Origin of the sequence: Pseudomonas fluorescens (assembly GCF_001902145.1) — a bacterium.
Lineage (GTDB): Bacteria > Pseudomonadota > Gammaproteobacteria > Pseudomonadales > Pseudomonadaceae > Aquipseudomonas > Aquipseudomonas fluorescens_BV.
In genome coordinates this window covers 18,882-43,483 of the sequence record NZ_MRST01000023.1, presented here as the reverse complement: position 1 = coordinate 43,483, position 24,602 = coordinate 18,882, and the positions used below count along the sequence as shown (strand labels likewise).

Here is a 24,602-nt window from a genome sequence, read left to right as displayed (position 1 = left end):
GTACTCTGCAAGTAGCGCTGTGTTCATGCCAATGTCCCGTGCATCAACTCATCCTGGCCAAGGTCAAAACGCCCCAGCACCTTGACCTTGGAATTGCTCCCCAGCTCGGCGAAAGACAACACCGGCACATGGTTGAACTCCTCAAGCAACAAGGTTCGCAAGGGGCTGCGCAAATCTTGCGCCACCAACAACACACTTTTTATTTTTGCCCGTGCGCTGAAGGCCTGGTTGAGCAGGTTGACCAGCGCAGCGCTATTGTCGCCGTCGAGTGCAAAGAACACCCCGGTCTGGGTCTGGCGCAGCGCCTCGCGCAGGACGTTTTCGGTATGCGGTGACAACAGCCAGGCATGCAGCCCATCGGCCTCGCTGTACTGGTGGTAGATCTGCGACTTGAGGGCAATGCGCGCATAGTCAGCCAGTGCTTCCGGCTCACGTTCGTGCTGGCCGTATTCGATCAGCGATTCGACAATCAACCTCACGGCGCGCAGCGGGACCCCTTCGCTGGCCAGGCGTTGCAGCACCGCCGAAAAGCGCGAGATTGGCATGATGCGTTGCAGTTCCTGCACCAGTTCGGGTTGATTGTTCTCAAGCCAACTGAGGATCGACTTGCTCTCCTGAATCCCCAGGAACTGCGGCCCGCTGAGCATCATCGCTTTCTTCATGCGCTCGACGATCAGGCTCGTCGCCGTGAAGCGCTCCAACTGCGCGTCATTGAGCAGTGGGTCGTCAGGCGGCAGCCAGAGCCAATCCTGTTCATTGCGCTCGGCCAATCCCGGTATGCCATGCTCAGGCTCAACCGTCAGGGCGCTGCGCTCCACGGCAACGCGCCGGACCACTGAAGCCTTGACCATCGGTACTTCATGGACGCAGAAGCGCATTTCATCATCGTCCAGCGAGTCATCGATCTCGACCTCAAACGGCGGCAATGTCAGGCCGATATTGGCAACCAGGGAATTTCGAACCTGACGGATTCCGTGAATAAGATCGGTCACCTCAGGCGTGCCGCGCAAAGCCGAGGGAAACTGCAACAGATAAGGCCGGGACGGATCAAACCCGCGCAGATCCTCTTTGCCATTTTCTTCAGGCCGCACGGCTTCGACGGCTTCGGCTTCTGGCTGCGCTTCACGTCGGCGCCGACGGTCGAGGTAATAACCCAAGGCGCCGGTCATCATCGCCAGCAGAATAAACACCAGGGTCGGCATGCCAGGCACGATTGCAAACACCAGCATGGCCACCGAGGCGATCATCCAGCTCTTGGGCTCACTGGTCATCTGGCGTGCGATCTCGGCGCCCATGTTCGTGATGCCCTTGCGCCCTTCCGGTGCCACGCGGGTAATGATCATGCCGGCGGTGAGAGAGATCAACAGCGCCGGAATCTGCGCAATCAGACCATCGCCAATCGTCAGCACCGAATACAGCGCCATTGAATCGGCGGCGCTCAAGCCGTGCTGGAACATACCAGTGGAGAAGCCGCCCAACAGGTTGACCACAACGATGATCAACCCCGCGATGGCATCCCCCTTGACGAATTTCATGGCGCCATCCATGGCCCCGAACAACTGACTCTCGCGGGACAACTGTTCACGCTTGTCCCGCGCTTGTACGCCGTCAATCAAGCCGGCACGCAAGTCACTGTCGATGGACATCTGCTTGCCCGGCATTGCGTCCAGGCTGAAGCGCGCCGCCACTTCGGCAACCCGTTCAGAGCCTTTGGTGATCACCAGAAAGTTGACCAGGGTCAGGATCAGAAAGATCACCATCCCAACAGCCAGGTTGCCGCCCACTACGAAATTGCCGAAGGCCTCAACGATATCGCCGGCGTCCTGTTCGAGCAGGATCAAGCGCGTCGTTGCGATCGACAACGCCAGGCGAAACATGGTGGTCAGCAACAAAATCGATGGGAAGGAAGAGAACGCCAAAGGCCCGGGCAAGTAAAGCGCCAGCATGATCAACAGGCAGGCAATACAGATATTCAGCGCAATCAGAATGTCCACCAGCCAGGTAGGCAGCGGCACGATGAAAATGAACACAATGGCCATGACCACCACGGCGCCCAAGACCTCGGCACGCTGCGCCACCTTGAGCAGTACACCGTTGAGGGTGGACAGCACGCTCACGCCAGGATAGTCGGATTAGGAAAACCAGGGCGTATGCCTTCGAGGCGGGCAAGCTCGTCCATCACCAGCAGAAAATTGTGCAGCGCCTCTTGGCGTGATTTGCTATCCGGCCACAAGGCCTCGGGCAACTTTTGAAACAGCTTATAAAGCGCATTGAGAGACACGAGTTTTGATGTGCAGGTCCCCATATCTTCGGCCAGACGCATGATTTCATTTGTCACGATGCCGGTGTTTGCATAACCCAGCAGGCGTTGCAGCAGGCTTACCGCATGCAGTTCGATTGCAAGGTTCTGAACCAGCTCACGACAGCTGCACAACACCCCGCTCAGTGCACCGCAGCTGCGCAGGCCAACCAGCAAGGTGCGCAACATTGCCGTAGGAACGGAGGACACATGGGCGGCGATGTCGGCCGTCAGGGCGCTGGACATTGTGTTCAACCCATGTGCAAAACGGTCGTCACCGTAGATGCCCAGCAGCGCGTGCATCATTGTCGCCAGGGATTGCCGTGTCACCACACTGGCGTAGTAGAGCGTGCGCAGCGCCTGGCGCTCTTCTGGATCGCCACCCGCCTTATGCAAGGCCATGGCAATATTCAGGCCCGCCTGGATCTGCCCTTTGAAGCGGATCTCCAGCTTGGCAATCGCATCCCGCGCCAGGTCGGCTTCGGAGTTGCGCACGTCGGACTCAGCCTGCTCGCACACCGCTTTGAGTACCACGAAGGTACGCGCCGGATCACCGCCAGTGGCCTCCACCAATTGATCGATGCTGGGTTGCATGAGCAATTGCAGCCTGATTCGACGTGCGGCCGCGGCGAAGCTTTCCTGGGCCGGATGCCCCAACTGCTCATAGAGCTGCGAGAACGCCTGAACGGGAGGCACACGCACGCCAATTTTGCGCTTATCCAACGTACGGCTGCTGGATTCCACCTCCCGACCAAAGTGCAGGTAAAGATCATCGATACCTTGGCCTGGCTCAGGTTTGGCGGCCAGGCTAGCGGTGGGGAGTTCCACCCGCGGGGTCATTGGCACTTCGTTGGTAGATTCGACTTTCATGGGCAGGCCAGTACAGGAAGAGAGTGTCCATATGTGGTCAGGCCCACCCAGATGGTTCCATCGAAACTCGCTCTTCCAACAAGATGAAAAAACCCGCACAGGTCCCTGGTGCCTTTTGCAAATTACTGCACAAAAACACTGCAACCATAAAGTATTTATTTATACAAATCAGTTGCTTACATGATGATTCTCCTTTGGCACAGGCAGTGCAAAAGAGGTAACCGCCGAAACTATTTCGACTGCGTCTACCTTAAGGAAAAATCATGAATATCCCTATTGAAGCCCTAGTTCACCTTGGTGGCAGTTCGCCTCAATTCATGCTCCATCTGACAGACGATCAACAGAAAAAACTTCGCCGTTTCATTCACAAACGGGTCCTGAACCCAGAAGACGCGGATGATCTTTTGCAATTGACTTACCTGGAGGCCTGGCGCAATCGCGAGCGTTTCAGTGGTACCGCGACACTCAGTACCTGGATGTGCGGCATCGCGCAGAACCTGATCCGCAATCACTTCCGGCGCCTGTATGCCAAGCCTGCGCATTGCGAATTCGACGAGTCGCTGTGGCATGGCCATGAAGAAAACCACAGCCTGGACTGGGAGTTCGAAGTCAACCGGCGCTTGGAAAATACCCTGAGTGCGATTGACCACTTGCCGACCGAGATGCGCAGAACGCTGTACGCCTCGCTGGAAACCGACGGCAGTTACCAGGACACCGCCGACGTACTGGACATTCCTATCGGCACTGTGCGCTCGCGCCTGTCACGGGCACGCGAACAGCTCAAGCGCGTCACCCACACCCCACTGCATCGGTAAGTTGAGTTAGCCAGTCAAGTGTTGGGCGACAGGGATATCTGCCCAACACTGTCTGACATGGCCTGCGAGTAAACCTTCGAAGACGCCAAGCGCTTCCACTCCCCCTCATCCACTGCGCATTCGTCACCGCCCGTCGCCAAAACCAGCGCTTTGGCTTAAACAGTTGAAAGCGTAGAAAAAAATTCAACAAAAACGCTTGACGCATTGCCGTTCCAAGCGAATAATGCGCGCCACTTGGCTACATAGCTCAGTTGGTTAGAGCATAGCATTCATAATGCTGGGGTCCGGGGTTCAAGTCCCTGTGTAGCCACCAAGTACTAAAAACGGCTTACCGAAAGGTAGGCCGTTTTTTTATGCGCGCAAAAAAACTCCCTAACTGTATTTTGACGCCCCCCTACCCCACTGTTAGTGTCCAGCCTCCCCTGAACACGGAGTGCCCCCGATGCAACTGGACATCTACCAAGTCGACGCTTTCAGCCACCATCCCTTCGGCGGCAACCCGGCAGCAGTGTGCCCGCTCACCGAGTGGCTGCCCGACGAGCAACTGCAGCAGATTGCGGCCGAGAATAATCTTTCGGAAACCGCATTCTTTGTACCCCGTGGCGAGTTCTATGAGTTGCGCTGGCTCACGCCGGAAGTTGAGGTGGACCTGTGCGGCCATGCCACGTTGGCAGCCGCGTGGATATTGATCCACAAGTTGGCGGACGCCCCGCAGGTTCTGCGCTTTGCCACCCGTAGCGGCGAGTTGCGGGTAACGCGCAACGGCGATGAGCTGGCGATGGATTTTCCGGCAAAGAAACCCGAACGCTGCGAGCCGCCCTACGGCATGTTGAGTGCCCTGGGGCTTGAAACCGCCGAGGTGTTTGGCACCGACGACTATATTGTGCTGGTGGAGGATGAAGCACAGGTAGCGGCTCTGGCACCGGACTTTGCGCGACTCAAGGGCCTGCCTAAACGCGGCATTGCGGTGACCGCCAAAAGCACGCGGTTTGATTTTGTCTCGCGCTGGTTCGGCCCGAATGTGGGCATCAATGAAGACCCGGTTACCGGCTCGGCGCACACCTCACTGGCACCGTTCTGGGCCGAGCGCCTGGGCAAGTCGCAATTGAGCGCCGAACAAGGCGGCCAACGTAAGGGCCAGTTGCGCTGTGAGCTCCAGGGTGACCGGGTAATTATTTCCGGCAAGGCCGTGCTGTACATGCAAGGCACGATTTACCTGTAAAACGCAGTAACCCAAGGACAACAGCACCTTCTCAACAGGAACGGAGTTCAGCGCGTGTTTTTGATTTCCCGCCGCAGCCTGACAGTCATCGCCGCAACCCTGGCCCTCGCAGCCTGCCACACGCCCGTCAACGAACAGCCTCCGGCGCCAGAGCTGGGCTCGGGCTATCGCACCGACCTGAGCACCCGCCACGCCGAGCGCCATATGGCGGCCGCCGCCAACCCACTGGCGGCAGAAGCCGGGCGTGAGATGTTGCGTCAAGGCGGTTCAGCCATTGATGCGGCGATTGCCATGCAAGCGGTATTGACCCTGGTGGAACCGCAGTCGTCCGGCATCGGCGGCGGTGCGTTCATCATGCTGTGGGATGGGCAAAACGTGCAGGCTTACGACGGCCGCGAAACCGCACCGGCCGGGGCGACGGAGCGTCTGTTCCTGAAGGCCGACGGTACGCCGATGGCGTTCACGGATGCGCAGATTGGCGGGCGCTCGGTGGGCACGCCAGGGGTATTGCGCGCCCTGGAAATGGCGCACAAAAAGAGCGGTCACTTGCCATGGGCCAAGCTGTTTGAACCGGCGATTCGCCTGTCGGAGCAAGGCTTCGCCATTTCCCCGCGCTTGCACAGCTTGATCGCGGCGGATCGCTTTATCGCGCAATCCCCCGACATGGCGGCGTACTTCCTGAATGCCGATGGCTCGCCAAAAACCACCGGTACACTATTGAAAAACCCGGCACTGGCCGCGGTGTTCAAGCGCATCGCCAAGGAAGGACCGGATGCGCTATACCAAGGCCCGATTGCCGATGAGATCGCACGCAAGGTACAGGGCCATCGCAATGCCGGCAGCCTGTCCCAGGCCGACCTCAAGGGCTACACCGCCAAACAACGCGCACCACTGTGTACCGACTACAAACAATGGAAGGTCTGCGGCATGCCACCGCCGTCCTCGGGCGGGATTGCCGTGGCGCAGATCCTGGGGACACTGCAGGCGCTGGAAACCCGCAACCCGCGCCTGGCCATCGCCCCCATGACACCGGTCAAGAGTGCGTCTCCTGCCGGGTTTGAACCGACACCCGAGGCCGTGCACCTGATCGCCGAAGCCGGGCGCCTGGCCTTTGCCGACCGCGCGCTGTATGTGGCCGATGCTGACTTCACCCCAGTGCCGGTCGACGGCCTCGTCGCACCGAGTTACCTGGCGCAGCGCGCCACGCTGATCGGCGAGCGCAGCATGGGCATCGCCAAGCCGGGGCAACCTGCCGGCATTCAGGTGGCGTATGCGCCAGACCGATCGCCGCTGCGCATCTCCACCTCACAGGTGGTGGCGGTGGACGACCAGGGCGGCGCCGTGTCGATGACCACCACGGTTGAAGCGGCATTCGGCTCGCATGTGATGGTCCAGGGCTTTTTGCTCAACAACCAGATGACCGACTTCTCGTTCATCCCCGCAGAAAACGGCCAGCCTGTGGCCAACCGCGTACAACCGGGTAAACGCCCACGCTCGGCCATGGCGCCGACCTTGGTGTTCGACCGCAAGACGGGCGAACTGCTGGCCACCGTCGGCTCCCCTGGCGGCTCGCAAATCATCGAGTACGTGAGTAAATCCCTGGTCGCCATGCTCGACTGGAAGCTCGACCCACAAGCGGCCATCAGCCTGCCCAACTTCGGCAGTCGCAATGGTGCTACCGAGTTGGAAGCAGGGCTGTTCAGCTCGGCGCTGAAACAGGCGCTCAGAGACAAGGGCCACGCCCTGAGCGAGATCGAGATGACCAGCGGCGTGCAGGCCATCGTGCGCACGCGGGATGCCCAAGGCAAGGTGACGCTCAGTGGCGGTGCTGACCCTCGGCGTGAAGGTGAGGCGTTGGGTGACTGAAGTGGTTGGGACTAGGGACGCTTCGCGCCCCAACGGGAGCAAGCTCCCTCGCCACAGTGGGTGACCGGCCTTTGAGCCGAGTCCCACCAACAATCAGCGATGGCTCTTCAACCCCTTGCGCCCCGCATGCCGCTCCAGCGCCAGCTCGATCAACCGGCTCACCAGCTCGCTATAGCTCATGCCCGCCGCTTGCCACAACTTGGGGTACATGCTGATGCGGGTAAAACCGGGCAGTGAGTTGATCTCGTTGATCAGCACTTCGCCGTCCTGCGTCAGGAACACATCCACCCGCGCCAACCCGGCGCATCCCAACACTTCAAACGCCTCAATGGCCAGGCTGCGAACCCGTTCGCTGGCGTCGTGACTGATAGCCGCCGGTACCACCACCTGGGCGGCCTGGCCATCGATGTATTTGCTGTCGTAGGAATAGAAACCGCTGCTCACCACAATCTCGCCACAACCGCTGGCGATGGGCTGGTCATTACCCAGCACCGCGCATTCGATTTCGCGGCCCTGGACGGCGGACTCCACCAGCACTTTTTCATCAAACTCCAACGCCAGTTCAACCGCAGCGCGGTATTCGGCTTCGCTGCCAACTTTGCTCACCCCCACCGACGAACCCTGGTTGGCGGGTTTGACGAACATCGGCACACCGAGCTTGCCAGCAGCCGTTTCGAACGAGGTGCGCGCCGCATTACCTCGCGTGAGGGTAATGAACGGCGTGACCGCAATACCCGCGTCACGCAGCAGACGCTTGCTGATGTCTTTGTCCATACACACCGCCGAGCCGAGCACGTCGGAACCGACGAAGGGCAGATCAGCCATGCGCAGCAAGCCTTGCAGGCAACCGTCTTCACCGAGGGTGCCGTGGACAATCGGGAAGATCACGTCAATGTGTTCCAGCACGCCCTGGCCGGAGGTTTCCACCACTTGCTGGCTGGCCTTGCCGGGCACTACTGCCAATTCACGGTTGGAGTGGTTGAGGGCGATGAGCGCCGGGTTTTCCTGGTTGAGCAGGAAATTGGAGGTGTCATTGAGGTGCCAGTGACCAGCCTTGTCGATACCGATCAAGATAGGCTCGAAGCGTGAACGATCAAGGGCATCGACAATGTTGCGCGCCGATTGCAGCGAGACCTCATGCTCAGCCGACCGCCCACCAAAAATAATACCTACCCGCATCTTGCTCATGACCCGGCCTCGCTGTTGAAAGTAAGGCTTCTTACCATGGGCGATCAGCGATTCGCTACCAGATGTGCACCGAACAACAGGTAGCAGCTCCCGGCAAAGCGGTCGAGCCACTTGCGCGAACGGCTGTAGAGGTTGGCCATGTGCTCGCTGGAGAACACCAGGGCTACGCTGGTATACCAACTGAACGATAAGGTGGCCATGGTGATGACTGCCAGACTCAGCAGCGCCGGTGACGGTGACGGTGGCATGGTCGAAGCGAAGGCCGTAGCGACGAACAGCGCGGCCTTGGGATTGGACAAGTTGCCGAGCAAACCGAAGCGCCACGCAGAAAACAATGAACGTCGCGGCTCATCGGGCAGCACCGCCTGCCCCGCTGTTGGCGCCGAACGTCTGAACAGCTTCAAACCAAGATAGATCAGGTAGCCGCCACCAATGATCTTGAACGCCAGGTACAACATGGGCGCGGCGGTAAACAGCGACTTGATCCCCAGGCCACCCGCCAGCCCCCAGATAATCGTGCCAGTGGCCACGCCTGCCGAGGCCATTACACCGTGACGCCGAGAACAGCTGGCGGCCAACTGCGCCGTATTGAAGAAGTTGGGGCCAGGCGTCACCACGGCGACTGTCCACAGCAATGCGAGCGAGACCAGCGGCGCCACATAGGCGGGGTTGAAAAAATCCATGAGGAGCACCACCAGCGCAGTATACGAACAGGGATCATAGGCCTCGCCCCACACCTGCACAATCGTACAAGACCCCAGCAGACAACCGGTGCAGACTCAGTTAACGTGTTTCCACCTCCTTTTGTGACAAGTCACCATGGGCAACCCCACGCACACCCTCGACTGGCTGCACCGCGCGCCCCACGCCAGCGGCCTGGACCGTATCGAGGCGTATTTTGCCGGCTTCGCCTTCGACCCCCATCGCCATGACACCTACGCCATCGGGCGCACGTTGTTCGGCGTGCAGAGTTTTCATTATCGCGGCGGTACGACCCACAGCCTGCCCGGCACCACCATGGTGATCCACCCGGATGAAACCCATGACGGCCGCGCTGGCAGCGACGAAGGTTTCAAGTACCGGATGATTTATGTGGAGCCGGCGCTGATCCAGCAGATCCTCGGTGGGCAGCCGTTGCCGTTTATCCCCGGCGGCTTGTCCACCGACCCACGGCTGCACCGCGCCAGCGAAGTGTTGCTGCAGAGCCTGGATTGCCCGATAGACCCGATGCAAGAGCAAGACGCCATGTTCGATCTGGCCCATGCCCTGAGCGAAGCGTCCGGTGCCATCATCCGCCGTAAATCCTTCGACTATGTCGCGGCCGAACGCGCCCGTGAATTCATCCACAGCGCCCTGGGCCGCAGCATCACCCTGGATGAAATAGCCGACCACGCCGGCCGTGACCGCTGGGCGTTATCGCGGGATTTTCGCTTGTTGTTCGGCACCAGCCCCTACCGCTACCTGACCATGCGCCGGCTGGACCTGGTGCGCCACTTATTGGCCCAGGGCCAATCGTTGGTGGATGCGGCCATGACCGCAGGCTTCACCGACCAAAGCCACATGACCCGCCAGTTTCGCAGCACCTACGGCATGCCGCCATCGCGCTGGGTGAAAATGCTCGGACGCTGAGTGCTGGGTCGGAATACATTCAAACTGTGGGAGCTGGCTTGCCTGCGATGCAGACACCTCGGTGTATCAGGCACACCCTATTGATGCCATCGCAGGCAAGCCAGCTCCCACATTTGATCTTCGTGGCTTTGCGCCTCTGTCAGAGCTGACGCCCGACAATCGGTTGGCCAATGACCAGGAAATTCCCGCCCGCCACATGGTGCAACGTGCGCAGTTCATCATGCCCTTCAAAATGCCAGCGGCCCTCGCTGAACACCCGCTCATCAGCATAGGCCGCGACCACTTCGCCCAGGAACAGGTCATAGCTCTGCTGATTATGCGGCTCAGGCAGCAGGCGGCACTCCAACCAGGCCACGCAGCCTTCCAGCATCGGCGCCTCGGTGTGTTCACCGCTGAAGCTGCGCAGGCCGTAGGCTGCGAATTTGTCGGTTTCAACGCCGCGGGTATTGCCCACCGTCTGCACCAGATCAGCCTGTGCGGCACAAGGCACTTGCAGCACGAAGGTGCCGGCGCCTTCCAGTAGCTGGCGGGTCCAGGTGGCCTTGTCGAGCACCACCGCGACTTTCGGTGGTTCGAAATCCAGCGGCATGGCCCAGGCAGCGGCCATGATATTGCGCTGGCCGTTGTGGGCTGCGCTCACCAACACGGTCGGCCCGTGGTTGAGCAAACGGTAAGCCTTGGACAGTGGTACGGGGCGACGGAACGTAGGGTTCATGGTCGATCAGCTCTGCAAGCGAGAAAAGACCTACGATACCTCAAGCACAAGCCCGACAGGTCAGCTCGACAGCTGATTGGCAAACTGCCCGACCGCACTCACCACCTTCTGCGCACCGTCTTGAATCTCGACGATCACGGTACCCGCCTCGGCCGCCAGGGCCAGGCCCTGCTCGGCTTGCAGGCGACCGTCGGCCATCAAGGCCACCGCGTCTCGGGCCATGTCCTGGTTCTGACGCACCACACCAACAATTTCCTCGGTGGCTTTGCTGGTGCGTGACGCCAGTTGCCGCACTTCATCGGCCACGACCGCAAAGCCACGCCCTTGTTCACCGGCACGCGCCGCTTCGATGGCCGCGTTGAGCGCCAGCAGGTTGGTCTGCTCGGCAATCCCGCTGATGGTCTTGACGATGCTGCCGATCACTTGGGATTGGGCATTCAACGCCTCAATGCCTTCACCGGCCTGTTGCATGTGCTGGGCCAGGTCGCGCATCACGTCTACAGCCTGGGTAACCACGGTGGTGCCGCGTTGGGCGCTGTCGTCGGTTTGCAAAGAGGTGCTGTAGGCAATATTGGCGGCCTCGGCTACGGCCTGCTCGCGGTTGACCTGGTCGGTAATGACCGTGGCGAACTTGACCACTTTGTACAGCCGCTCATTGGCGTCCACTACCGGGTTGTAGGTGGCCTCCAACCACACCAGGCGGCCATGGCTGTCCACACGCTTGAAGCGCGCGGCGACGAACTCACCGGCGTTCAGGCGCTTCCAGAACTGTTGGTATTCGACACTGTTGTATTCCTGTGGCTCACAGAACATACGGTGATGCTTGCCTTTGATCTGCGCCAGGCTGTATCCCATGGCGCCGAGGAAGCGGTCATTGGCGGTGAGTACATGCCCCTCCAGGTCGAACTCGATCAACGCGGTGGAACGCATCAGCGCGGTGATCAGGTTTTCATGTTCACGCGAGCTCTCGATGGTGCGGGTAAGGTCGCTGGAGAACATCGAAAACTGCTTGATGCGCCCCTCCGAACTGCGCACCGGCTGCACGATTGAGCGCAACCAGGCTTCCTTGCCATTGCCGCGCATCAGGCGCACGGCGCCGGCAAAGTGTTCGCCGCGGGCCAGCGCGTGCTTGAAACGCAGTTGGAACGCGTCCTGGCGCACGTGGGCCGGCACCAGGTCTTCGATCGCGCGTCCGACTATCTCACCCAGCGAGTAAGCCAGTTCCTGCAGGAAGTTGGCATTGGCCCACTCCACACGGCCTTCAGGGTCCAGTGTCAGGCAGAGCATTTCGTTTTCCAGGCTTTCTTTCACCTGGAGCAAGCTCGACAATTCTTCGCGCAGAGTGGTCAGCTCTTGCTTCAGGCGGGTATTGAACATGGGGCACCGTTAGGCAAGTGAAGTGGGTGTACTAACCTGCATCGGCGCTGCCGGGGTTTTCTGAAGAGCGCTTGGGCCCTGGGCCGAACTATATTTTCAACCGCCATTGTTACGGCATATACCCATGACCTGATATTCAAGGGTATTGAGCTTGCCGCTGGAGTCTTCGTAGGTCATGCGCGACGGCACGGCGTTGCACGAGCGGATCGGCGGCGTCACGTTGACGACCTTGGCAATGTCCAGGTCCATGCCATAGCGGTAAGCCTGGACCTCGGGCACCGGCTTGCCTTTTTTGATGGCGTAGGCGGCCATGGCTTTCTCATTGCGCTCCATCATCAGGGCAAAGGTGCGATCCCCGCCCCCTTCGGCCAGTGCGCCAAATGACAACACAGCCGTTAATACAGCCAAACCTGCTTTATAAAAGTTCATTGCGGTTTCCTCGACTGAAAAGTTCAGTGTCGAGATTAACCAGGCAACCCTGACGTCAGGTTCACCAGAACATTACTTATTTGTTAGATGGCCGTTAGTTTCCAGAATTGTAATCTTCGCGCCATGCAGCTGTTACCCACCGTTTGCAACTATCAGCCAGGGCCATATCAATAAGAACGCCTGCCTCTATAAGAGCCGATAACTGCCATCACCGAGGAGCGCATCATGAGCATTCGTCATTACACCCTTCCCTTTTCATTGATGGCCGCGTTGCCCCTGGCCGCCGTGGCGGTGGAAGACAAGCCCGAGGGTTTTATCGAGGGCAGCCGCATCAACGTGCTGGCACGCAATTTCTACTTCAACCGCGATGACCGCAAAGGCCAGTCCAGCCCCACTGGTAATGGTTACTCAGAAGCCTGGGCCCAGGGCTTTATTGGCAAATTCGAATCCGGTTTTACCCAGGGCACCGTGGGCTTTGGCATGGACGCGTTCGCCATGTACGGCCTTACGCTTGACTCGGGCAGCGGCCGCAGCGGCGGCAAAGGCTCGTTCAGCGTGCTGCCGGTGAACAGCGACAACCAGCCGGAAAACAGCTACAGCAAAATCGGCGGCGCGGCGAAACTGCGCGTGCTGGACACGGTGATCAAGGCCGGCGACGTGTTCCCGATCACCCCCGTGGTGGCGTACGGCGACTCTCGCCTGTTGCCTGAGAGCTTTCGCGGCGTCACCCTGCAAAACACCAGCCTGGAAGGCTTGAGCCTGCAAGGCGGGCGCCTGAGCGGCATGAGCCAGCCCAGTGAAAGCGGCATGAACAAAGGCTTTGCCACCTTCTATGCAGGTAAGGTCGACTCGCCCTGGATCGCCTACTTCGGCGGTGACTATCAGCTCAACAGCCATCTGGGCTTTAGCCTGTACAGCAGCCGCTTGAAGGACGCCTGGGACCAGTATTACTTCGGCAGCAACGCCAATTACGCGCTGACCGACGACGTGTCGCTGTTCGGCGACTTCAACTACTACAAGGCTGTGGACGAAGGCCAGAAACGGCTCGGCGAGCTCGACAATAACATCTGGAGCGCCAGGCTCGGGGTCAAGGTCGGCGCCCACAGCCTGGCCGTGTCGCACCAGCGCAACAACGGCGACAATGACTTCGATTACCTGCGCCAGTCAGATTCGATCTTCCTCAATAACTCGATCCAGTACAGCGACTTCAACGCCCCCAAGGAGCGCTCATGGATGGTGCGCTACGACCTGGACATGCAGGCGTTCGGCATTCCAGGCCTGTCGTTCATGACCCGCTACGGCAAAGGCACCGGCGCCGACTATAGCAACGCCAATGCCGTGTATATGCGTCGCGATGCAGCGGGTAACCCCTTGACCGATCAACGCCGCTGGGAACGGGATATCGAGGCCAAGTACGTGGTGCAAAGTGGGCGCTTGAAGGATTTGTCCCTGCGCTTGCGCCAAGCCACCGTGCGCTCCAGTGCGTTCGAGTCAGACCTGGAAGAAGTTCGCTTTATTGCTGAATACCCATTGGCTGTGTTGTAGCCCTTACATTCGTTCGCGATTAACTAACATCTGTTCACAAATAGCCGGTTATCAAAATTGTAATATTGGCTTCAGCTTCCCGTTAAGTTGAGCTTTCTATACTCGCTTGAACTTATTCACCCGAGCACATTCATCTCTGAAGCTTTTGTGTAGCTCCTTTGGAAAGAGATGAATTTTTAACGCCCCGCTTGGGGCGTTTTTTTTGCCCGCGGCGCCATGCGACCGATGGTCGCAGTTGACCCTAAAGCTACTTCACCCTTCAGACTTTTCCCACTTTCGACAACCGCCGCCATAAGGAAATGGGCGCCTTCTCTCCCCTAATTCAAGAGGTAACCCCCATGCGTATTCTTGTGGTTGAAGACGAGCAGAAAACCGCCGACTACCTGCAGCAAGGCCTGAACGAAAGTGGCTACGTGGTCGACTGCGCCGCCAATGGCATCGACGGCCTGCACCTGGCCGGGCAACACGCCTATGAACTGGTGATTCTGGACGTCAACCTGCCGGGCAAGGATGGCTGGCAAGTACTGGAAGAATTGCGCCGCAACGGCACTCAGCGCGTGATGATGCTCACCGCCCGTGGCCGGCTGGCTGACAAGATCAAGGGTTTGGACATGGGCGCCGACGATTACCTGGTCAAGCCGTTCGAGTTTCCCGAACTGCTGGCCCGCGTGCGCACCCTGATGCGTCGCAGCGAGCACATTCCACAGCCGGAAGTGTTCCGCGTATCGGACCTGGAACTGGACCCGCGCCGCCACCGCGCTTACCGCGGCACCCGGCGCATCGACCTGACCACCAAGGAGTTCGCCCTGTTGCAGGTGCTGATGCGCCAGGCCGGCGAAGTGCTGACCCGCACGCAGATTATCTCCCTGGTGTGGGACATGAATTTCGACTGCGACACCAACGTGGTCGAAGTCTCCATCAGCCGCCTGCGTGCCAAGGTGGATGACCAGAGCGAGGTCAAGCTGATCCACACCATTCGCGGCGTGGGCTACGTGCTGGAAGCGCGCCCATGAAGACCGGCAGCCTGTCGATGCGCCTGGGGCTGACGGTCAGCCTGATGGGCGCAGGCCTGGTGCTGCTGCTGGCGACCCTGGCCTACCTGGCGCTCACCCATGAGTTGGAAAAACTCGCGCGCAAGAACCTGGAAAGCAAGATGGAACAGATCCAGCACAGCCTGGCCCTGGGCCTGGACGCCCAGGCCATTCGCGCCCGCCCCCACTCACTGATGGACCTGGTGATCGGCCACGACAATTTCCACCTGACCATCGTCGGTACAGCGCCCGATAACAGCGTGCTGCTGAACGTCGGCAGCAAACCCCAGGAACCGCTGCTCACCGACTTCAAGTCACGGGAAACCCTGGGCTACCTCAATTGGGTCGACAGCTACGGCAACCAGGTACTCAGCGCCACCCGCCTGATGCGCCTGGCCAGCGGCGAGCGCGTGCGGGTGCTGCTGTCCCTGGACCGCATGGACGACCAGGCATTGCTCACTGCCTACCTGCGCGCCACGCTGATTGCGCTGCCGCTGCTGTTGATACTGATTGGCATGGGCGCCTGGTGGCTGGTGCAACGTGGCCTGGCGCCGTTGAAGCAGTTCAGCCAGGTGGCGGCGAAGGTCACGACCCAGGACCTCACCCATCGTTTGTCTGTGGATAACCTGCCCCACGAACTGGGTGAGCTCGCCCACGGCATCAACGTGATGCTCGACCGCCTGGATGCCGGGGTGCAGCAACTCTCGCAATTTTCCGATGACCTGGCCCACGAACTGCGCGCGCCCTTGACCAACCTCATGGGCAAGGCCCAGTTGACCCTATCGCGCCAGCGCCCGCCCCAGGAATACAAGGCGGTGCTGGAATCCAACACCGAAGAGCTCGAACGCCTGGCGCGGATTGTCAGCGACATGCTGTTTCTGGCGCAGGTCAGCCACCCGGCGGCGCGGGCCTCATTCACCGAGGTGTCCCTGGCGCAGGAAGCCCAGCGCGTGATGGAGTTGTTTGCCCTGAGTGCCGAAGACAAACACGTCACCCTGAGCCTGCGCGGCGATGCCTGGGTGACCGGCGACCGCCTGATGATCCAGCGGGCGATTTCCAATTTGTTGTCCAATGCCATTCGCCACACACCCGGGGCCTCTACCGTGTTGCTGTTGGTGGAGACCTACGAGCAGAGCGTATCGCTGTCGGTTGGCAACCCGGGGCGCGGCATTGAAGCGCACCACCTGCCGCACCTGTTCGAACGCTTCTACCGCGCCGACAGCAGCCGTACCCGTGCCGAGGGCGGCACCGGGCTGGGGCTGGCCATTGTGAAATCGATCATGCATTTGCATCAGGGCCATGCTCATGTAACCAGCCAGCCTGGGCGTTTCACGCGGTTCAGCCTGGTCTTCCCCCTGACTCAGGAAGCACCGCTGGCCCCCTGTGGGAGCGGGCTTGCTCGCGAAGGCGGTGTATCAGTCAGTACAGGTATCGACTGACCCGGCGCATTCGCGAGCAAGCCCGCTCCCACAGGAGGGGTGCGGCGTTTTCATGGTTGTCAGGCGGTCTCTTCATCGCGGCGATGAGCCCACTGATACAACGCCGGCAGCACCAGCAAGGTCAGCAAGGTCGAAGAAATAATCCCGCCAATCACCACTGTCGCCAATGGGCGCTGTACTTCGGCGCCGGTGCCCGTGGCGATGGCCATGGGGATAAACCCGAGGGACGCCACCAGCGCGGTCATCAGCACCGGGCGCAGGCGGGTCAACGCGCCTTCGTGAATCGCCACCGATAACGAGCGGCCTTCCTCGCGCAGGTTTCGGATGAAGGCGATCATCACCAGACCGTTGAGCACCGCCACGCCCGACAAGGCGATAAAGCCCACCCCCGCTGAAATCGACAACGGAATATCGCGCAGCCACAGGGCCATGATCCCGCCGGTGAGCGCGAATGGAATGCCGGTAAACACCAGCAGGCCGTCCTTGAGGTTGTTGAACATCATGAACAGCAACCCGAACACCAACAGCAAGGCCACCGGCACCACGATGCGCAAGCGTTCAGAAGCCTCCTTCAACTGTTCAAACTGGCCGCCCCAGGTGGTCCAATAACCGGCAGGGACTTTCACCTGGGTGGTGATGGCGGCTTCGGCTTCCTCGACAAACGAGCCGATGTCGCGCCCACGTACGTTGGCGCTGACGATCACCAGGCGCTTGCCGTTCTCGCGGCTGATCTGGTTAGGGCCCAGTACCAGGTCGAGGCTGGCAACCTGGGACAAGGCGATAAAGCCCAACTGCCCCGAGGTACTACTCGCCAGCGCCGGCACCGGGATCAACAGCCGTGACAAGCCGTCGATATCGGTGCGCAACGTGTCGGACAAGCGCACCACCATGTCAAAACGCCGATCGCCCTCGTACAACGTACCGGCCTGGCGCCCACCGACAGCGACGGCGATGGTGTCCTGCACATCGCCCACATTCAGGCCAAAGCGAGCGGCCTTGTCGCGGTCGATATTGATGGTCAGTACCGGCAGGCCGGAGGTCTGTTCCACCTTCACTTCCGAGGCGCCGTTGAGCGTCTGCAAGGTCTCGGCGATTTCAGCGGCGGTCTGGTTGAGCACCGCCATATCGTCGCCAAACACCTTCACCGCCACATCGCTGCGCACCCCGGAAATCAGCTCGTTGAAGCGCAACTGGATCGGCTGCGACAGCTCATACACGCTGCCCGGCACAATCGCGCTGGCCCGTTGGATATCAGCAATGATCGCCTCGCGGGACTTTTTCGGGTCCGGCCATTGGTCCTTGGGTTTGAGCATCACGTAGCTGTCGGAGATATTCGGCGGCATCGGGTCGGAGGCGATTTCTGCCGTACCGGTGCGCGCAAACACCCGCTCGATTTCCGGCACTTGGGCGAGCAAGGTTTTTTCCAGTTGCTGCTGCATCTGCACCGATTGCGTCAGGCTGGTGCCGGGCACACGCAGCGCCTGTTGGGCAAAGTCGCCTTCGCTGAGGCTGGGGATAAATTCGCTGCCCATGCGGCTGGCAACCAGGCCCGACACGACGATGGTCAAAGCGGCCAGGCCGAATACCAGCGTGCGGCGCGTCATCACCCAGTTGAGCACCGGGTCATACGCTCGACGTGCGCTACGCATGACGAAGTTTTCTTCTTCCTTGACCTTGCCGGTGACGAACAACGCAATCGCCGCCGGTACGAAGGTCACCGACAGAATCATCGCACCGAGCAAGGCAATCACCACGGTGAACGCCATCGGGTGGAACATCTTCCCCGCCACCCCGGTGAGCGCAAAGATCGGCAGGTACACCACCATGATGATCAACTGCCCGAAGATCAGCGCCCGTCGCGCCTCCTTGGCCGCGGCGAACACCTCGTGCAGGCGCTCACTGCGGGTCAGCAACCGGCCGTGGCGGTGTTGCGCGTGGGCCAGGCGGCGGATGGCGTTCTCGACGATCACCACCGCACCGTCAACAATAATGCCGAAGTCCAGTGCACCGAGGCTCATCAGGTTGGCGCTGACTTTGTTGGTGAACATACCGGTGAAGGTGAACAGCATCGCCAGCGGAATTACCATCGCCGTGATCAGTGCCGCACGAATGTTGCCCAGGAACAGGAACAACACCGCCACCACCAGCAACGCACCTTCGAAGAGGTTTTTCTTCACGGTGGCGATGGCTTTTTCCACCAGGTTGGTGCGGTCGTAAACAGTGACCGCCACCACGCCTTCGGGCAGCGAACGGTTGATCTCCTCAAGCTTTTTCGCCACCGCCTGGGACACGCTGCGGCTGTTCTCGCCGATCAACATGAACACCGTGCCCAGCACCACTTCACGGCCATTTTCGGTGGCCGCGCCAGTGCGCAGCTCACGACCAATGTCGACCTGGGCCACATTGCGCACGCGGATCGGCGTGCCGTCCGAGGTGGTGATGACAATGTTGGCGATGTCGTCGATAGACGCCACCTGGCCCGGCGCGCGGATCAACAACTGTTCGCCGCTGCGCTCGATATAGCCGGCGCCGACGTTGGCGTTGTTGCGCTCCAGCGCCGTGACCAGATCGTTGAGGGTCAGGTTGTAAGCGGCCAGGCGCTTGGGGTCTGGCGCAATCTGGTATTCCTTGGCGAAGCCGCCGATGGTATTGATCTCGGCCACGCCTGGCACGTTGCGCAATTGCGGCTTGATGATCCAATCCTGGATCACCCGCAGGTCGGTGGGGGTGTAAGGCGTACCGTCCTCTTTGCGCGCACCGTCCTCGGCTTCGACGGTCCACAGGAAAATTTCCCCAAGGCCGGTGGAAATCGGTCCCATCGCGGTTTCGATGCCGTCGGGCAATTGCTCACGGGCCACTTGCAGGCGCTCGTTGACCAGTTGGCGAGCAAAGAACAGGTCGGTACCGTCCTTGAAAATCACCGTGACCTGGGACAAGCCGGAACGCGACAACGAACGCGTCTGCTGCAGGCCCGGCAGGCCGGCCATGGCGGTTTCGATGGGAAAGGTGACGCGCTGCTCGGTTTCCAGCGGCGAAAAACCGGCCGCCGCCGAGTTGATCTGCACCTGCACGTTGGTGATGTCAGGCACCGCGTCGATGGGCAGTTTCTGATAGCTGGCGATGCCGACACCGGCCATCAACAGCACCGCCAGCAACACGATGATGCGCTGCTCGATGGCGAATTGGATAAGGCGCTCAAACATGGGGAATCACTCGCAGGATCAATGGGCGTGTTCGGCCGAGCCTTTGCCCAGTTCGGACTTGAGGATGAAGCTGCCAGCCGTCGCCACCTGCGCGCCGGCCTCCAGGCCTTTACGCACTTCGACGTAGCCGTTTTCACTGACGCCCAGTTCAAGATGGCGGGTGATAAAGCCGTCCGCGGTGCGCACAAACACCGAGGGTTTGTCCTCGACGGTCTGGATAGCGGTTTGCGGCACGGTCACCTTGGCCTGGTAGGTGTCGGTGGCCACTTGCACGGCGACGAACAAGCCCGGGCGCCAGGCGTCGTCGGGGTTGGGGACCGTCACGCGCACGGTGGCGGTGCGCGTCTGCTCACCGAGCAAGTTGCCCACATAGGCCACGGTGCCCAGCACTTCGGTGCCCATTTCCGTCGAGCTGACTTTCACCGGTTTACCCACGCGAACCTTGTTCAAGTCCTTGGGAAACACGCCGAAGGTGACCCATACCTGGGACAGATCCGAGAGGGTGAAGGCATTGCTGGTTTCACTGACCACCTCGCCCACCCCCAAGTGTTTTTCCACCACCACACCGGCGAAGGGCGCACGCAGTTCATAACGATTGCCGCCGGCCAGTACGGCGCTGCCGCTGAGGGCAGTCATTTTTTGCTGGGCATTGTTCAGGGCAATTTCGGCTTCTTGCAGGGTTTGCCGCGCCAGCAGGTAATCCTGTTCGGCAGAGATTTTGTCCTGCCACAACTGACGCTCGCGCTGGAAGGTGGTGCGCGCCAGTTCGACCCGGCGCTCGCTGGCGGCCAATTCGCTGCGCTGGTCGGAAATCTGCTGGCTGGCGATCACCGCCAACAGGTCGCCTTTCTTCACCGACTGGCCCAGGTTGACCTTCACCGCCTCCACTACACCCGCCGCACGGGGAACGATGTGGGAGGTGCGATCTTCATCAAAACGCACCTCGCCCGGCAGCGTCAGCACGGTGCTGATGGCACGCGGTTGCGCCTGGACCAACTGGATGCCGGCGGCTTGAATCTGCTGCTCGGTGAGTTCGAGCTTGCCTTCTTCTTCCTCGGCGTGGGCGAAGCCCGACAGCATCAGGCTCAGGGCGACGGCGAGCGCCATGCCATGTTTTTTGTTCATCAGGAGACTCCAGGAAAAATCAAAAGCGGGCGAGGTCGCCGTAAATGCGTTCGATGCGTACCCAGGCCTCGGTGGCCTGGGCAGTGGCAGCAAGGTATTGGGTGCGGGCCGCGATCAAGGTGCGCTGGGCGTCGAGCACGTCGAGGAAGTTGAACTTGCCCATCTCGAAGCCACGGGTGGCGCTGTCTACCGCACTTTGTGCGGCGGGCAGGATCTGTTGATTGAACGCACGCACTTCGGTGTTCGCCGTTTGCCACAGGTCCAGGGCCTGACGGGTTTCGGTGCGCAGGCGCAGCTCGGCGGCGTTGCGCAGGTCGCGGGCCTGGTCGGCGCGTCGAGTGGCCGCGAGGATGTTGCCCTGGTTGCGGTTGAACAGCGGGATCGGCATCGACACGCCCACCAGGTTCACCCGCTCGCGCACGCTGGCGTCGTATTGGCTGCCGATAGACACATCCAGGTCCGGAATGCGCTGGGCTTTTTCCAAGCCCACGCTGGCTTCGTTCTGCACAATGTTGAGTTCGGCCAGGCGCAATTCGGCGGTCTGCTCAAGGCGTGCCAGCAATGGCGCAGCGGCGGGTAACGCCGGTACCGAGGTGCTTGGCGTGGCGACGGCCTGGAAGTCGGTGGCGGCGCTGCCGGTGCTGGTGGCCAGGCGACGGTAGGCGTCAGTGAGGCCTATCTGGGCGCGGTTCAATTCCAGGCGGATTTGCGACACCTGCACCTGGGCGCGAGTGGCTTCCACTGGTGACGACTTGCCAGCGGTGACGCGCCCGTTGGCGACCACCAGGCCGCGCTCGGCAAGCGTCATGGAGCGTTGCGCCAGGTCGAGGCGTTCCTGGGCGCGCAGGGCGCCGTAATAGCTGTCGATGACCTCGGCGCGCAACTGGTTGCGACGCTGCTCCAGGGTCAGCGCGGCGGCATCCTGGGCGCGGGTGGCCACCTCGATGCGTGCACCGCGCTTGCCGCCCAGTTCCAGGGTCTGGCTGAGTTTGATGCTGGTGGTGCGGCTGTTGCGGCGGGTGTCTTCGGCGTCCCAGGAGGCCACCGGGTTGGGGATCAAGCCGGCCTGTTGGCGGCCGCCTTGGGCGATGTCGATTTCCCATTGCGCGGCCGCCAGGTCCGGGTTGTTGGCGAAGGCGGTTTGCAGGGCTGCATCGAGGGTGAGGGGTTGTGCCTGGGCGGCGTTTGCGGATATCCACAATACCAATGCCGCCGCCCCCAACAGTGTTCTAACAAAAATTGCCATAACGAGAGTTCCACGCCCATGAAGTCGCTGAGGTTTCCCAGCGGGGGCAATGTAGCTTTCGGTACTTATCAGGGCCGTGGGCGAAAGATTACAAATCCGTTAGCCAGGCTCAGGCATGCACTTCGTCATGCTCGTCGTGCTCAAATCCTTCGCCCTCCACCTGGATCGTGGCGTGGGAAATATCGAATTGTTCGTGCAGTAACTCCGTCACTCGACTGAGGATCTGTTGCTCGCTGCCTTGGGACGCATCCGCGACCAGATGCGTACTCAGCACGTTCTTGCCACTGGTGAGGGCCCAGATATGCAGGTCGTGCACGTCCTTGACCCCAGGCACGCCGCGAATGCCCTGCTCCACCTGCTCGATGTCCACACCCTCCGGCACTCCTTGCAACAGGATATTCATGCTCGCCTTGAGCAACGTCCAGGTGCGCGGTAACACCCAAAAACCGATGGCGGCCGCGACCACGGAATCGACCCACCCCCAGCCGGTGAACATGATCACCAGCGCGGCAATGATCACGCCGACGGAGCCAAGCATGTCGCTCCAGACTTCCAGGTAGGCACCCTTGACGTTGAGGCTCTCGCCGCTGGCCGCGCTGAGCAGACGCATGGAGATCAGGTTGACCACCAGCCCCAGCAGCGCAATCACCAGCATGCCGGTGGACTGGATTTCGGCGGGCGCCTGCAGCCGTTGGTAAGCCTCATACAAGATGTAGAACGCCACGGCAAACAGCAGCAATGCATTGAAGGCGGCCGCCAGGATCTCGAACCGCGCATAACCGAAGGTGCGCTTGCGATCCGCCGGGCGCTTGGCGACCTGGATCGCCACCAGGGAAATCGCCAGGGCCAGCGCATCGGTCATCATGTGCGCCGCATCGGACAACAGCGCCAGGCTGCCAGTGACAAAGGCGCCGATGACTTCGGCCAGCATGAAACTGCCGGTCAGCCCCAGGGCGATCCATAACTTGCGTTCGTGGCCGGCACGTACTTGGGCGTGGCTGTGTCCTGCGCTCATGAAATGTCCTCGTGGGTTGGGATGGGGCGGATCATAGAGCTATAGGCCAGATCCACTGGCATGGTTTGCAAAATTGTCATCTGCACGCCAGAGCGTCGTTAACTTCGAGCGCACCAAAATCGCCCATGGACGCGCTGGGGGAGTTCTATCAGGTATGCTTTTCAGGCTGAAACAAAAAGAAACATATTAGCCAACCTGCTCGATAAGGAGTCCCGTCTTGGAGTTATCGACTGCCGCGTGGATGGTTCACGACACCCGCCTCATGCTCTGCGTGCTGTTGGCGATCGCCAGCATCATTGTGCTGATCAGCACGACCAAACTGCCGCCCTTCCTGTCGATTCTGATCGGCACCTTTATCGCAGGGGTCGGCGCCGGCCTGCCGCCGGAAGAAGTGGCAAAGGCGTTCAGTAAAGGCGCCGGGGCGATTCTCGGGGAAGCCGGGATCATCATTGCCCTGGGTGCGATGCTCGGCGCGCTGATGGCCGAATCCGGCGCGGCCGACCGTATTGCCACCACGTTGCTCGGGCTGGGCAAAGGCAAGTCATTGCCCTGGGTGATGGCGTTGGTCGCCATGGTGATCGGCCTGCCGCTGTTCTTCGAAGTGGGCCTGGTGATGATGGTGCCGATCATCTTTGTGATGGCCAAGCGTTCGAACCAGCCGTTGCTGAAGATCGCCATCCCGGCACTGGCGGGCATGACCACCTTGCATGCCTTGATGCCACCTCACCCTGGGCCGCTGATTGCCGTGGGCGCATTGCACGCCGACCTGGGCCTGACCATGTTGCTGGGCTTTTGCCTGGCGGTGCCGGCCGTGATCCTGGCCGGGCCGCTGTATGGCAACTGGCTGTCCAAGCGCCTGCACGTGGATGAACCGGCCGATATCGGCGCCTTGTTCAGCGCACCGCCCAAGGCCCCTCGCCAGCCGAGCTTCGGTGTGTCATTGCTGATCATTTTGTTGCCGGTGATTCTGATGCTCGGCAGCACCTTGGCTAAAGTCGCGTTGGCGCCGGAAAGCACCCTCGCCCTGGCCTTGAAATTCCTCGGTGAACCGCTGGTCGCCCTCGGCCTGGCCGTAATCGCCGCGGTCATCTGCCTGGGTTGGGCGGCGGGCATGCCACGCGCCGAAGTCGGCAACACCCTGCGCAAAGCCCTGGCGCCTATCGCCGTACTATTGCTGACCATCGGCGCCGGCGGCGGCCTCAAGCAAACCCTGCTGGACGCCGGCGTCAGCCAGACCATCAGCAAAGTCGCCGAAGGCGCGCACATGCCCTACCTGCTGCTGGCCTGGCTGGTCGCCGTGGCCCTGCGCCAGGCCACCGGCTCGGCCACCGTCGCCACCACCACGACCGCCGGCATCCTCGCGCCGATGATGGCCGGGTTGGCGGCGACGCAAAGCTCATTGGTCGCCCTTGCGATTGGCGCCGGCTCGGTGTTCTTCTGCCACGTCAACGACGCCGGGTTCTGGATGGTGCGTGAGTACTTTGGCTTGCAGTTGAAACAGACGATCTGGGTGTGGTCCGTGTTGCAGACGATTGTTTCAGTGGTCGGGTTGGTGGGCACCTTGTTGCTCTGGCACTTCCTGACCTGA

The 24,602-nt window shown here is 60.8% G+C and carries 18 protein-coding genes, 1 tRNA gene and 2 pseudogenes; 9 read left to right on the top strand and 12 right to left on the bottom strand.

What is annotated here, in order from left to right; translation table 11 throughout:
* Positions 1-23 precede the first annotated feature (23 nt).
* Positions 24-2,117, bottom strand: a complete 2,094-nt coding sequence (gene sctV, locus BUE92_RS11935) for a type III secretion system export apparatus subunit SctV (protein WP_073523863.1) — start codon at positions 2,115-2,117, stop codon at positions 24-26.
* On the bottom strand, positions 2,114-3,169 hold the full coding sequence (locus BUE92_RS11930) for a TyeA family type III secretion system gatekeeper subunit (RefSeq protein WP_073523861.1): 1,056 nt from the start codon (positions 3,167-3,169) through the stop codon (positions 2,114-2,116). Before BUE92_RS11930 ends, sctV begins: the two co-directional genes overlap by 4 nt.
* A gap of 263 nt (positions 3,170-3,432) precedes the next feature.
* Here BUE92_RS11930 and BUE92_RS11925 point away from each other — a divergent pair, with 263 nt between their 5' ends.
* From BUE92_RS11925 to ggt, 4 genes are all read left to right on the top strand, one after another.
* The gene (locus BUE92_RS11925; RefSeq protein WP_034128106.1) at positions 3,433-3,984 is read left to right on the top strand and encodes an RNA polymerase sigma factor; all 552 of its coding nucleotides are present in this window, start codon (positions 3,433-3,435) and stop codon (positions 3,982-3,984) included.
* A gap of 236 nt (positions 3,985-4,220) precedes the next feature.
* Positions 4,221-4,297: transfer RNA gene (locus BUE92_RS11920), tRNA-Met, on the top strand.
* 129 nt (positions 4,298-4,426) lie between these two features.
* Positions 4,427-5,206 carry a PhzF family phenazine biosynthesis protein gene (locus BUE92_RS11915; RefSeq protein ID WP_073523858.1) on the top strand — a complete coding sequence of 260 codons (780 nt, stop codon included), beginning with the start codon at positions 4,427-4,429 and terminating at the stop codon, positions 5,204-5,206.
* A gap of 54 nt (positions 5,207-5,260) precedes the next feature.
* Positions 5,261-7,072 carry a gamma-glutamyltransferase gene (gene ggt, locus BUE92_RS11910; protein ID WP_073523856.1) on the top strand — a complete coding sequence of 604 codons (1,812 nt, stop codon included), beginning with the start codon at positions 5,261-5,263 and terminating at the stop codon, positions 7,070-7,072.
* Between the two features lie 93 nt (positions 7,073-7,165).
* On the opposite strand, the gene ddlA is transcribed toward ggt, so the two are convergent.
* Together ddlA and BUE92_RS11900 are read right to left on the bottom strand one after the other, a co-directional pair.
* Positions 7,166-8,260: a D-alanine--D-alanine ligase gene (gene ddlA, locus BUE92_RS11905; RefSeq protein WP_073523854.1), complete on the bottom strand. Its 1,095-nt coding sequence runs from the start codon at positions 8,258-8,260 to the stop codon at positions 7,166-7,168.
* 44 nt (positions 8,261-8,304) lie between these two features.
* Positions 8,305-8,943 (bottom strand): LysE family transporter, encoded by a 639-nt coding sequence (locus BUE92_RS11900; protein ID WP_073523851.1) that lies wholly within the window; start codon positions 8,941-8,943, stop codon positions 8,305-8,307.
* Positions 8,944-9,079: 136 nt separating this feature from the next.
* Between BUE92_RS11900 and BUE92_RS11895 the strand changes: the two genes are divergently transcribed.
* Positions 9,080-9,889 (top strand): AraC family transcriptional regulator, encoded by an 810-nt coding sequence (locus BUE92_RS11895; protein WP_073523849.1) that lies wholly within the window; start codon positions 9,080-9,082, stop codon positions 9,887-9,889.
* A gap of 139 nt (positions 9,890-10,028) precedes the next feature.
* Here the strand turns inward: BUE92_RS11895 and BUE92_RS11890 are convergent, their stop codons facing one another.
* From BUE92_RS11890 to BUE92_RS11880, 4 genes and pseudogenes are all read right to left on the bottom strand, one after another.
* On the bottom strand, positions 10,029-10,604 hold the full coding sequence (locus tag BUE92_RS11890; protein ID WP_073523846.1) for a flavin reductase family protein: 576 nt from the start codon (positions 10,602-10,604) through the stop codon (positions 10,029-10,031).
* Positions 10,605-10,664: 60 nt separating this feature from the next.
* Positions 10,665-11,096, bottom strand: a pseudogene (locus BUE92_RS29280) (methyl-accepting chemotaxis protein); the annotation flags it as partial.
* Between the two features lie 108 nt (positions 11,097-11,204).
* Positions 11,205-11,891, bottom strand: a pseudogene (locus BUE92_RS29275) (PAS domain-containing protein); the annotation flags it as partial.
* A gap of 186 nt (positions 11,892-12,077) precedes the next feature.
* A complete protein-coding gene (locus tag BUE92_RS11880; RefSeq protein WP_073523842.1) occupies positions 12,078-12,410 on the bottom strand; it encodes a DUF2790 domain-containing protein in 333 nt (110 codons plus the stop codon).
* Between the two features lie 225 nt (positions 12,411-12,635).
* On the opposite strand from BUE92_RS11880, the gene BUE92_RS11875 reads away from it, so the two are divergent.
* The 3 genes from BUE92_RS11875 to BUE92_RS11865 all read left to right on the top strand — a co-directional run bounded on the left by BUE92_RS11875 (position 12,636) and on the right by BUE92_RS11865 (position 16,425).
* A complete protein-coding gene (locus BUE92_RS11875) occupies positions 12,636-13,955 on the top strand; it encodes an OprD family porin (protein ID WP_073523840.1) in 1,320 nt (439 codons plus the stop codon).
* Between the two features lie 338 nt (positions 13,956-14,293).
* Positions 14,294-14,968: a heavy metal response regulator transcription factor gene (locus BUE92_RS11870; RefSeq protein WP_032893695.1), complete on the top strand. Its 675-nt coding sequence runs from the start codon at positions 14,294-14,296 to the stop codon at positions 14,966-14,968.
* Positions 14,965-16,425, top strand: coding sequence for a heavy metal sensor histidine kinase (locus tag BUE92_RS11865; RefSeq protein ID WP_073523839.1), 1,461 nt, complete (start codon positions 14,965-14,967; stop codon positions 16,423-16,425). Before BUE92_RS11870 ends, BUE92_RS11865 begins: the two co-directional genes overlap by 4 nt.
* Positions 16,426-16,484: 59 nt before the next feature.
* Here BUE92_RS11865 and BUE92_RS11860 read toward each other — a convergent pair whose 3' ends face one another.
* The 4 genes from BUE92_RS11860 to BUE92_RS11845 form a co-directional block, all read right to left on the bottom strand.
* Complete coding sequence (locus BUE92_RS11860) at positions 16,485-19,628, bottom strand: CusA/CzcA family heavy metal efflux RND transporter (RefSeq protein WP_073523838.1); 3,144 nt, start codon at positions 19,626-19,628, stop codon at positions 16,485-16,487.
* A gap of 18 nt (positions 19,629-19,646) precedes the next feature.
* Entirely contained in the window at positions 19,647-20,753 is a 1,107-nt protein-coding gene (locus BUE92_RS11855) for an efflux RND transporter periplasmic adaptor subunit (RefSeq protein WP_073523837.1), read from the bottom strand.
* 19 nt (positions 20,754-20,772) lie between these two features.
* Positions 20,773-21,999: a TolC family protein gene (locus BUE92_RS11850; protein WP_073523836.1), complete on the bottom strand. Its 1,227-nt coding sequence runs from the start codon at positions 21,997-21,999 to the stop codon at positions 20,773-20,775.
* Between the two features lie 109 nt (positions 22,000-22,108).
* Positions 22,109-23,014, bottom strand: a complete 906-nt coding sequence (locus tag BUE92_RS11845) for a cation diffusion facilitator family transporter (protein WP_073523835.1) — start codon at positions 23,012-23,014, stop codon at positions 22,109-22,111.
* A gap of 217 nt (positions 23,015-23,231) precedes the next feature.
* Between BUE92_RS11845 and BUE92_RS11840 the strand changes: the two genes are divergently transcribed.
* Positions 23,232-24,602 (top strand): GntT/GntP/DsdX family permease, encoded by a 1,371-nt coding sequence (locus BUE92_RS11840; protein ID WP_073523834.1) that lies wholly within the window; start codon positions 23,232-23,234, stop codon positions 24,600-24,602.

Excerpts from the sequence above, each read along its gene's own strand:
- BUE92_RS11850 (WP_073523836.1), bottom strand. The coding sequence starts at position 21,999 with ATGGCAATTTTTGTTAGAACACTGTTGGGGGCGGCGGCATTGGTATTG.
- BUE92_RS11880 (WP_073523842.1), bottom strand. The coding sequence starts at position 12,410 with ATGAACTTTTATAAAGCAGGTTTGGCTGTATTAACGGCTGTGTTGTCA.
- BUE92_RS11925 (WP_034128106.1), top strand. The coding sequence starts at position 3,433 with ATGAATATCCCTATTGAAGCCCTAGTTCACCTTGGTGGCAGTTCGCCT.
- BUE92_RS11895 (WP_073523849.1), top strand. The coding sequence starts at position 9,080 with ATGGGCAACCCCACGCACACCCTCGACTGGCTGCACCGCGCGCCCCAC.
- BUE92_RS11870 (WP_032893695.1), top strand. The coding sequence starts at position 14,294 with ATGCGTATTCTTGTGGTTGAAGACGAGCAGAAAACCGCCGACTACCTG.
- BUE92_RS11860 (WP_073523838.1), bottom strand. The coding sequence starts at position 19,628 with ATGTTTGAGCGCCTTATCCAATTCGCCATCGAGCAGCGCATCATCGTG.
- BUE92_RS11890 (WP_073523846.1), bottom strand. The coding sequence starts at position 10,604 with ATGAACCCTACGTTCCGTCGCCCCGTACCACTGTCCAAGGCTTACCGT.
- BUE92_RS11845 (WP_073523835.1), bottom strand. The coding sequence starts at position 23,014 with ATGAGCGCAGGACACAGCCACGCCCAAGTACGTGCCGGCCACGAACGC.
- BUE92_RS11930 (WP_073523861.1), bottom strand. The coding sequence starts at position 3,169 with ATGAAAGTCGAATCTACCAACGAAGTGCCAATGACCCCGCGGGTGGAA.
- BUE92_RS11900 (WP_073523851.1), bottom strand. The coding sequence starts at position 8,943 with ATGGATTTTTTCAACCCCGCCTATGTGGCGCCGCTGGTCTCGCTCGCA.
- BUE92_RS11865 (WP_073523839.1), top strand. The coding sequence starts at position 14,965 with ATGAAGACCGGCAGCCTGTCGATGCGCCTGGGGCTGACGGTCAGCCTG.
- BUE92_RS11915 (WP_073523858.1), top strand. The coding sequence starts at position 4,427 with ATGCAACTGGACATCTACCAAGTCGACGCTTTCAGCCACCATCCCTTC.
- BUE92_RS11875 (WP_073523840.1), top strand. The coding sequence starts at position 12,636 with ATGAGCATTCGTCATTACACCCTTCCCTTTTCATTGATGGCCGCGTTG.
- ddlA (WP_073523854.1), bottom strand. The coding sequence starts at position 8,260 with ATGAGCAAGATGCGGGTAGGTATTATTTTTGGTGGGCGGTCGGCTGAG.
- BUE92_RS11855 (WP_073523837.1), bottom strand. The coding sequence starts at position 20,753 with ATGAACAAAAAACATGGCATGGCGCTCGCCGTCGCCCTGAGCCTGATG.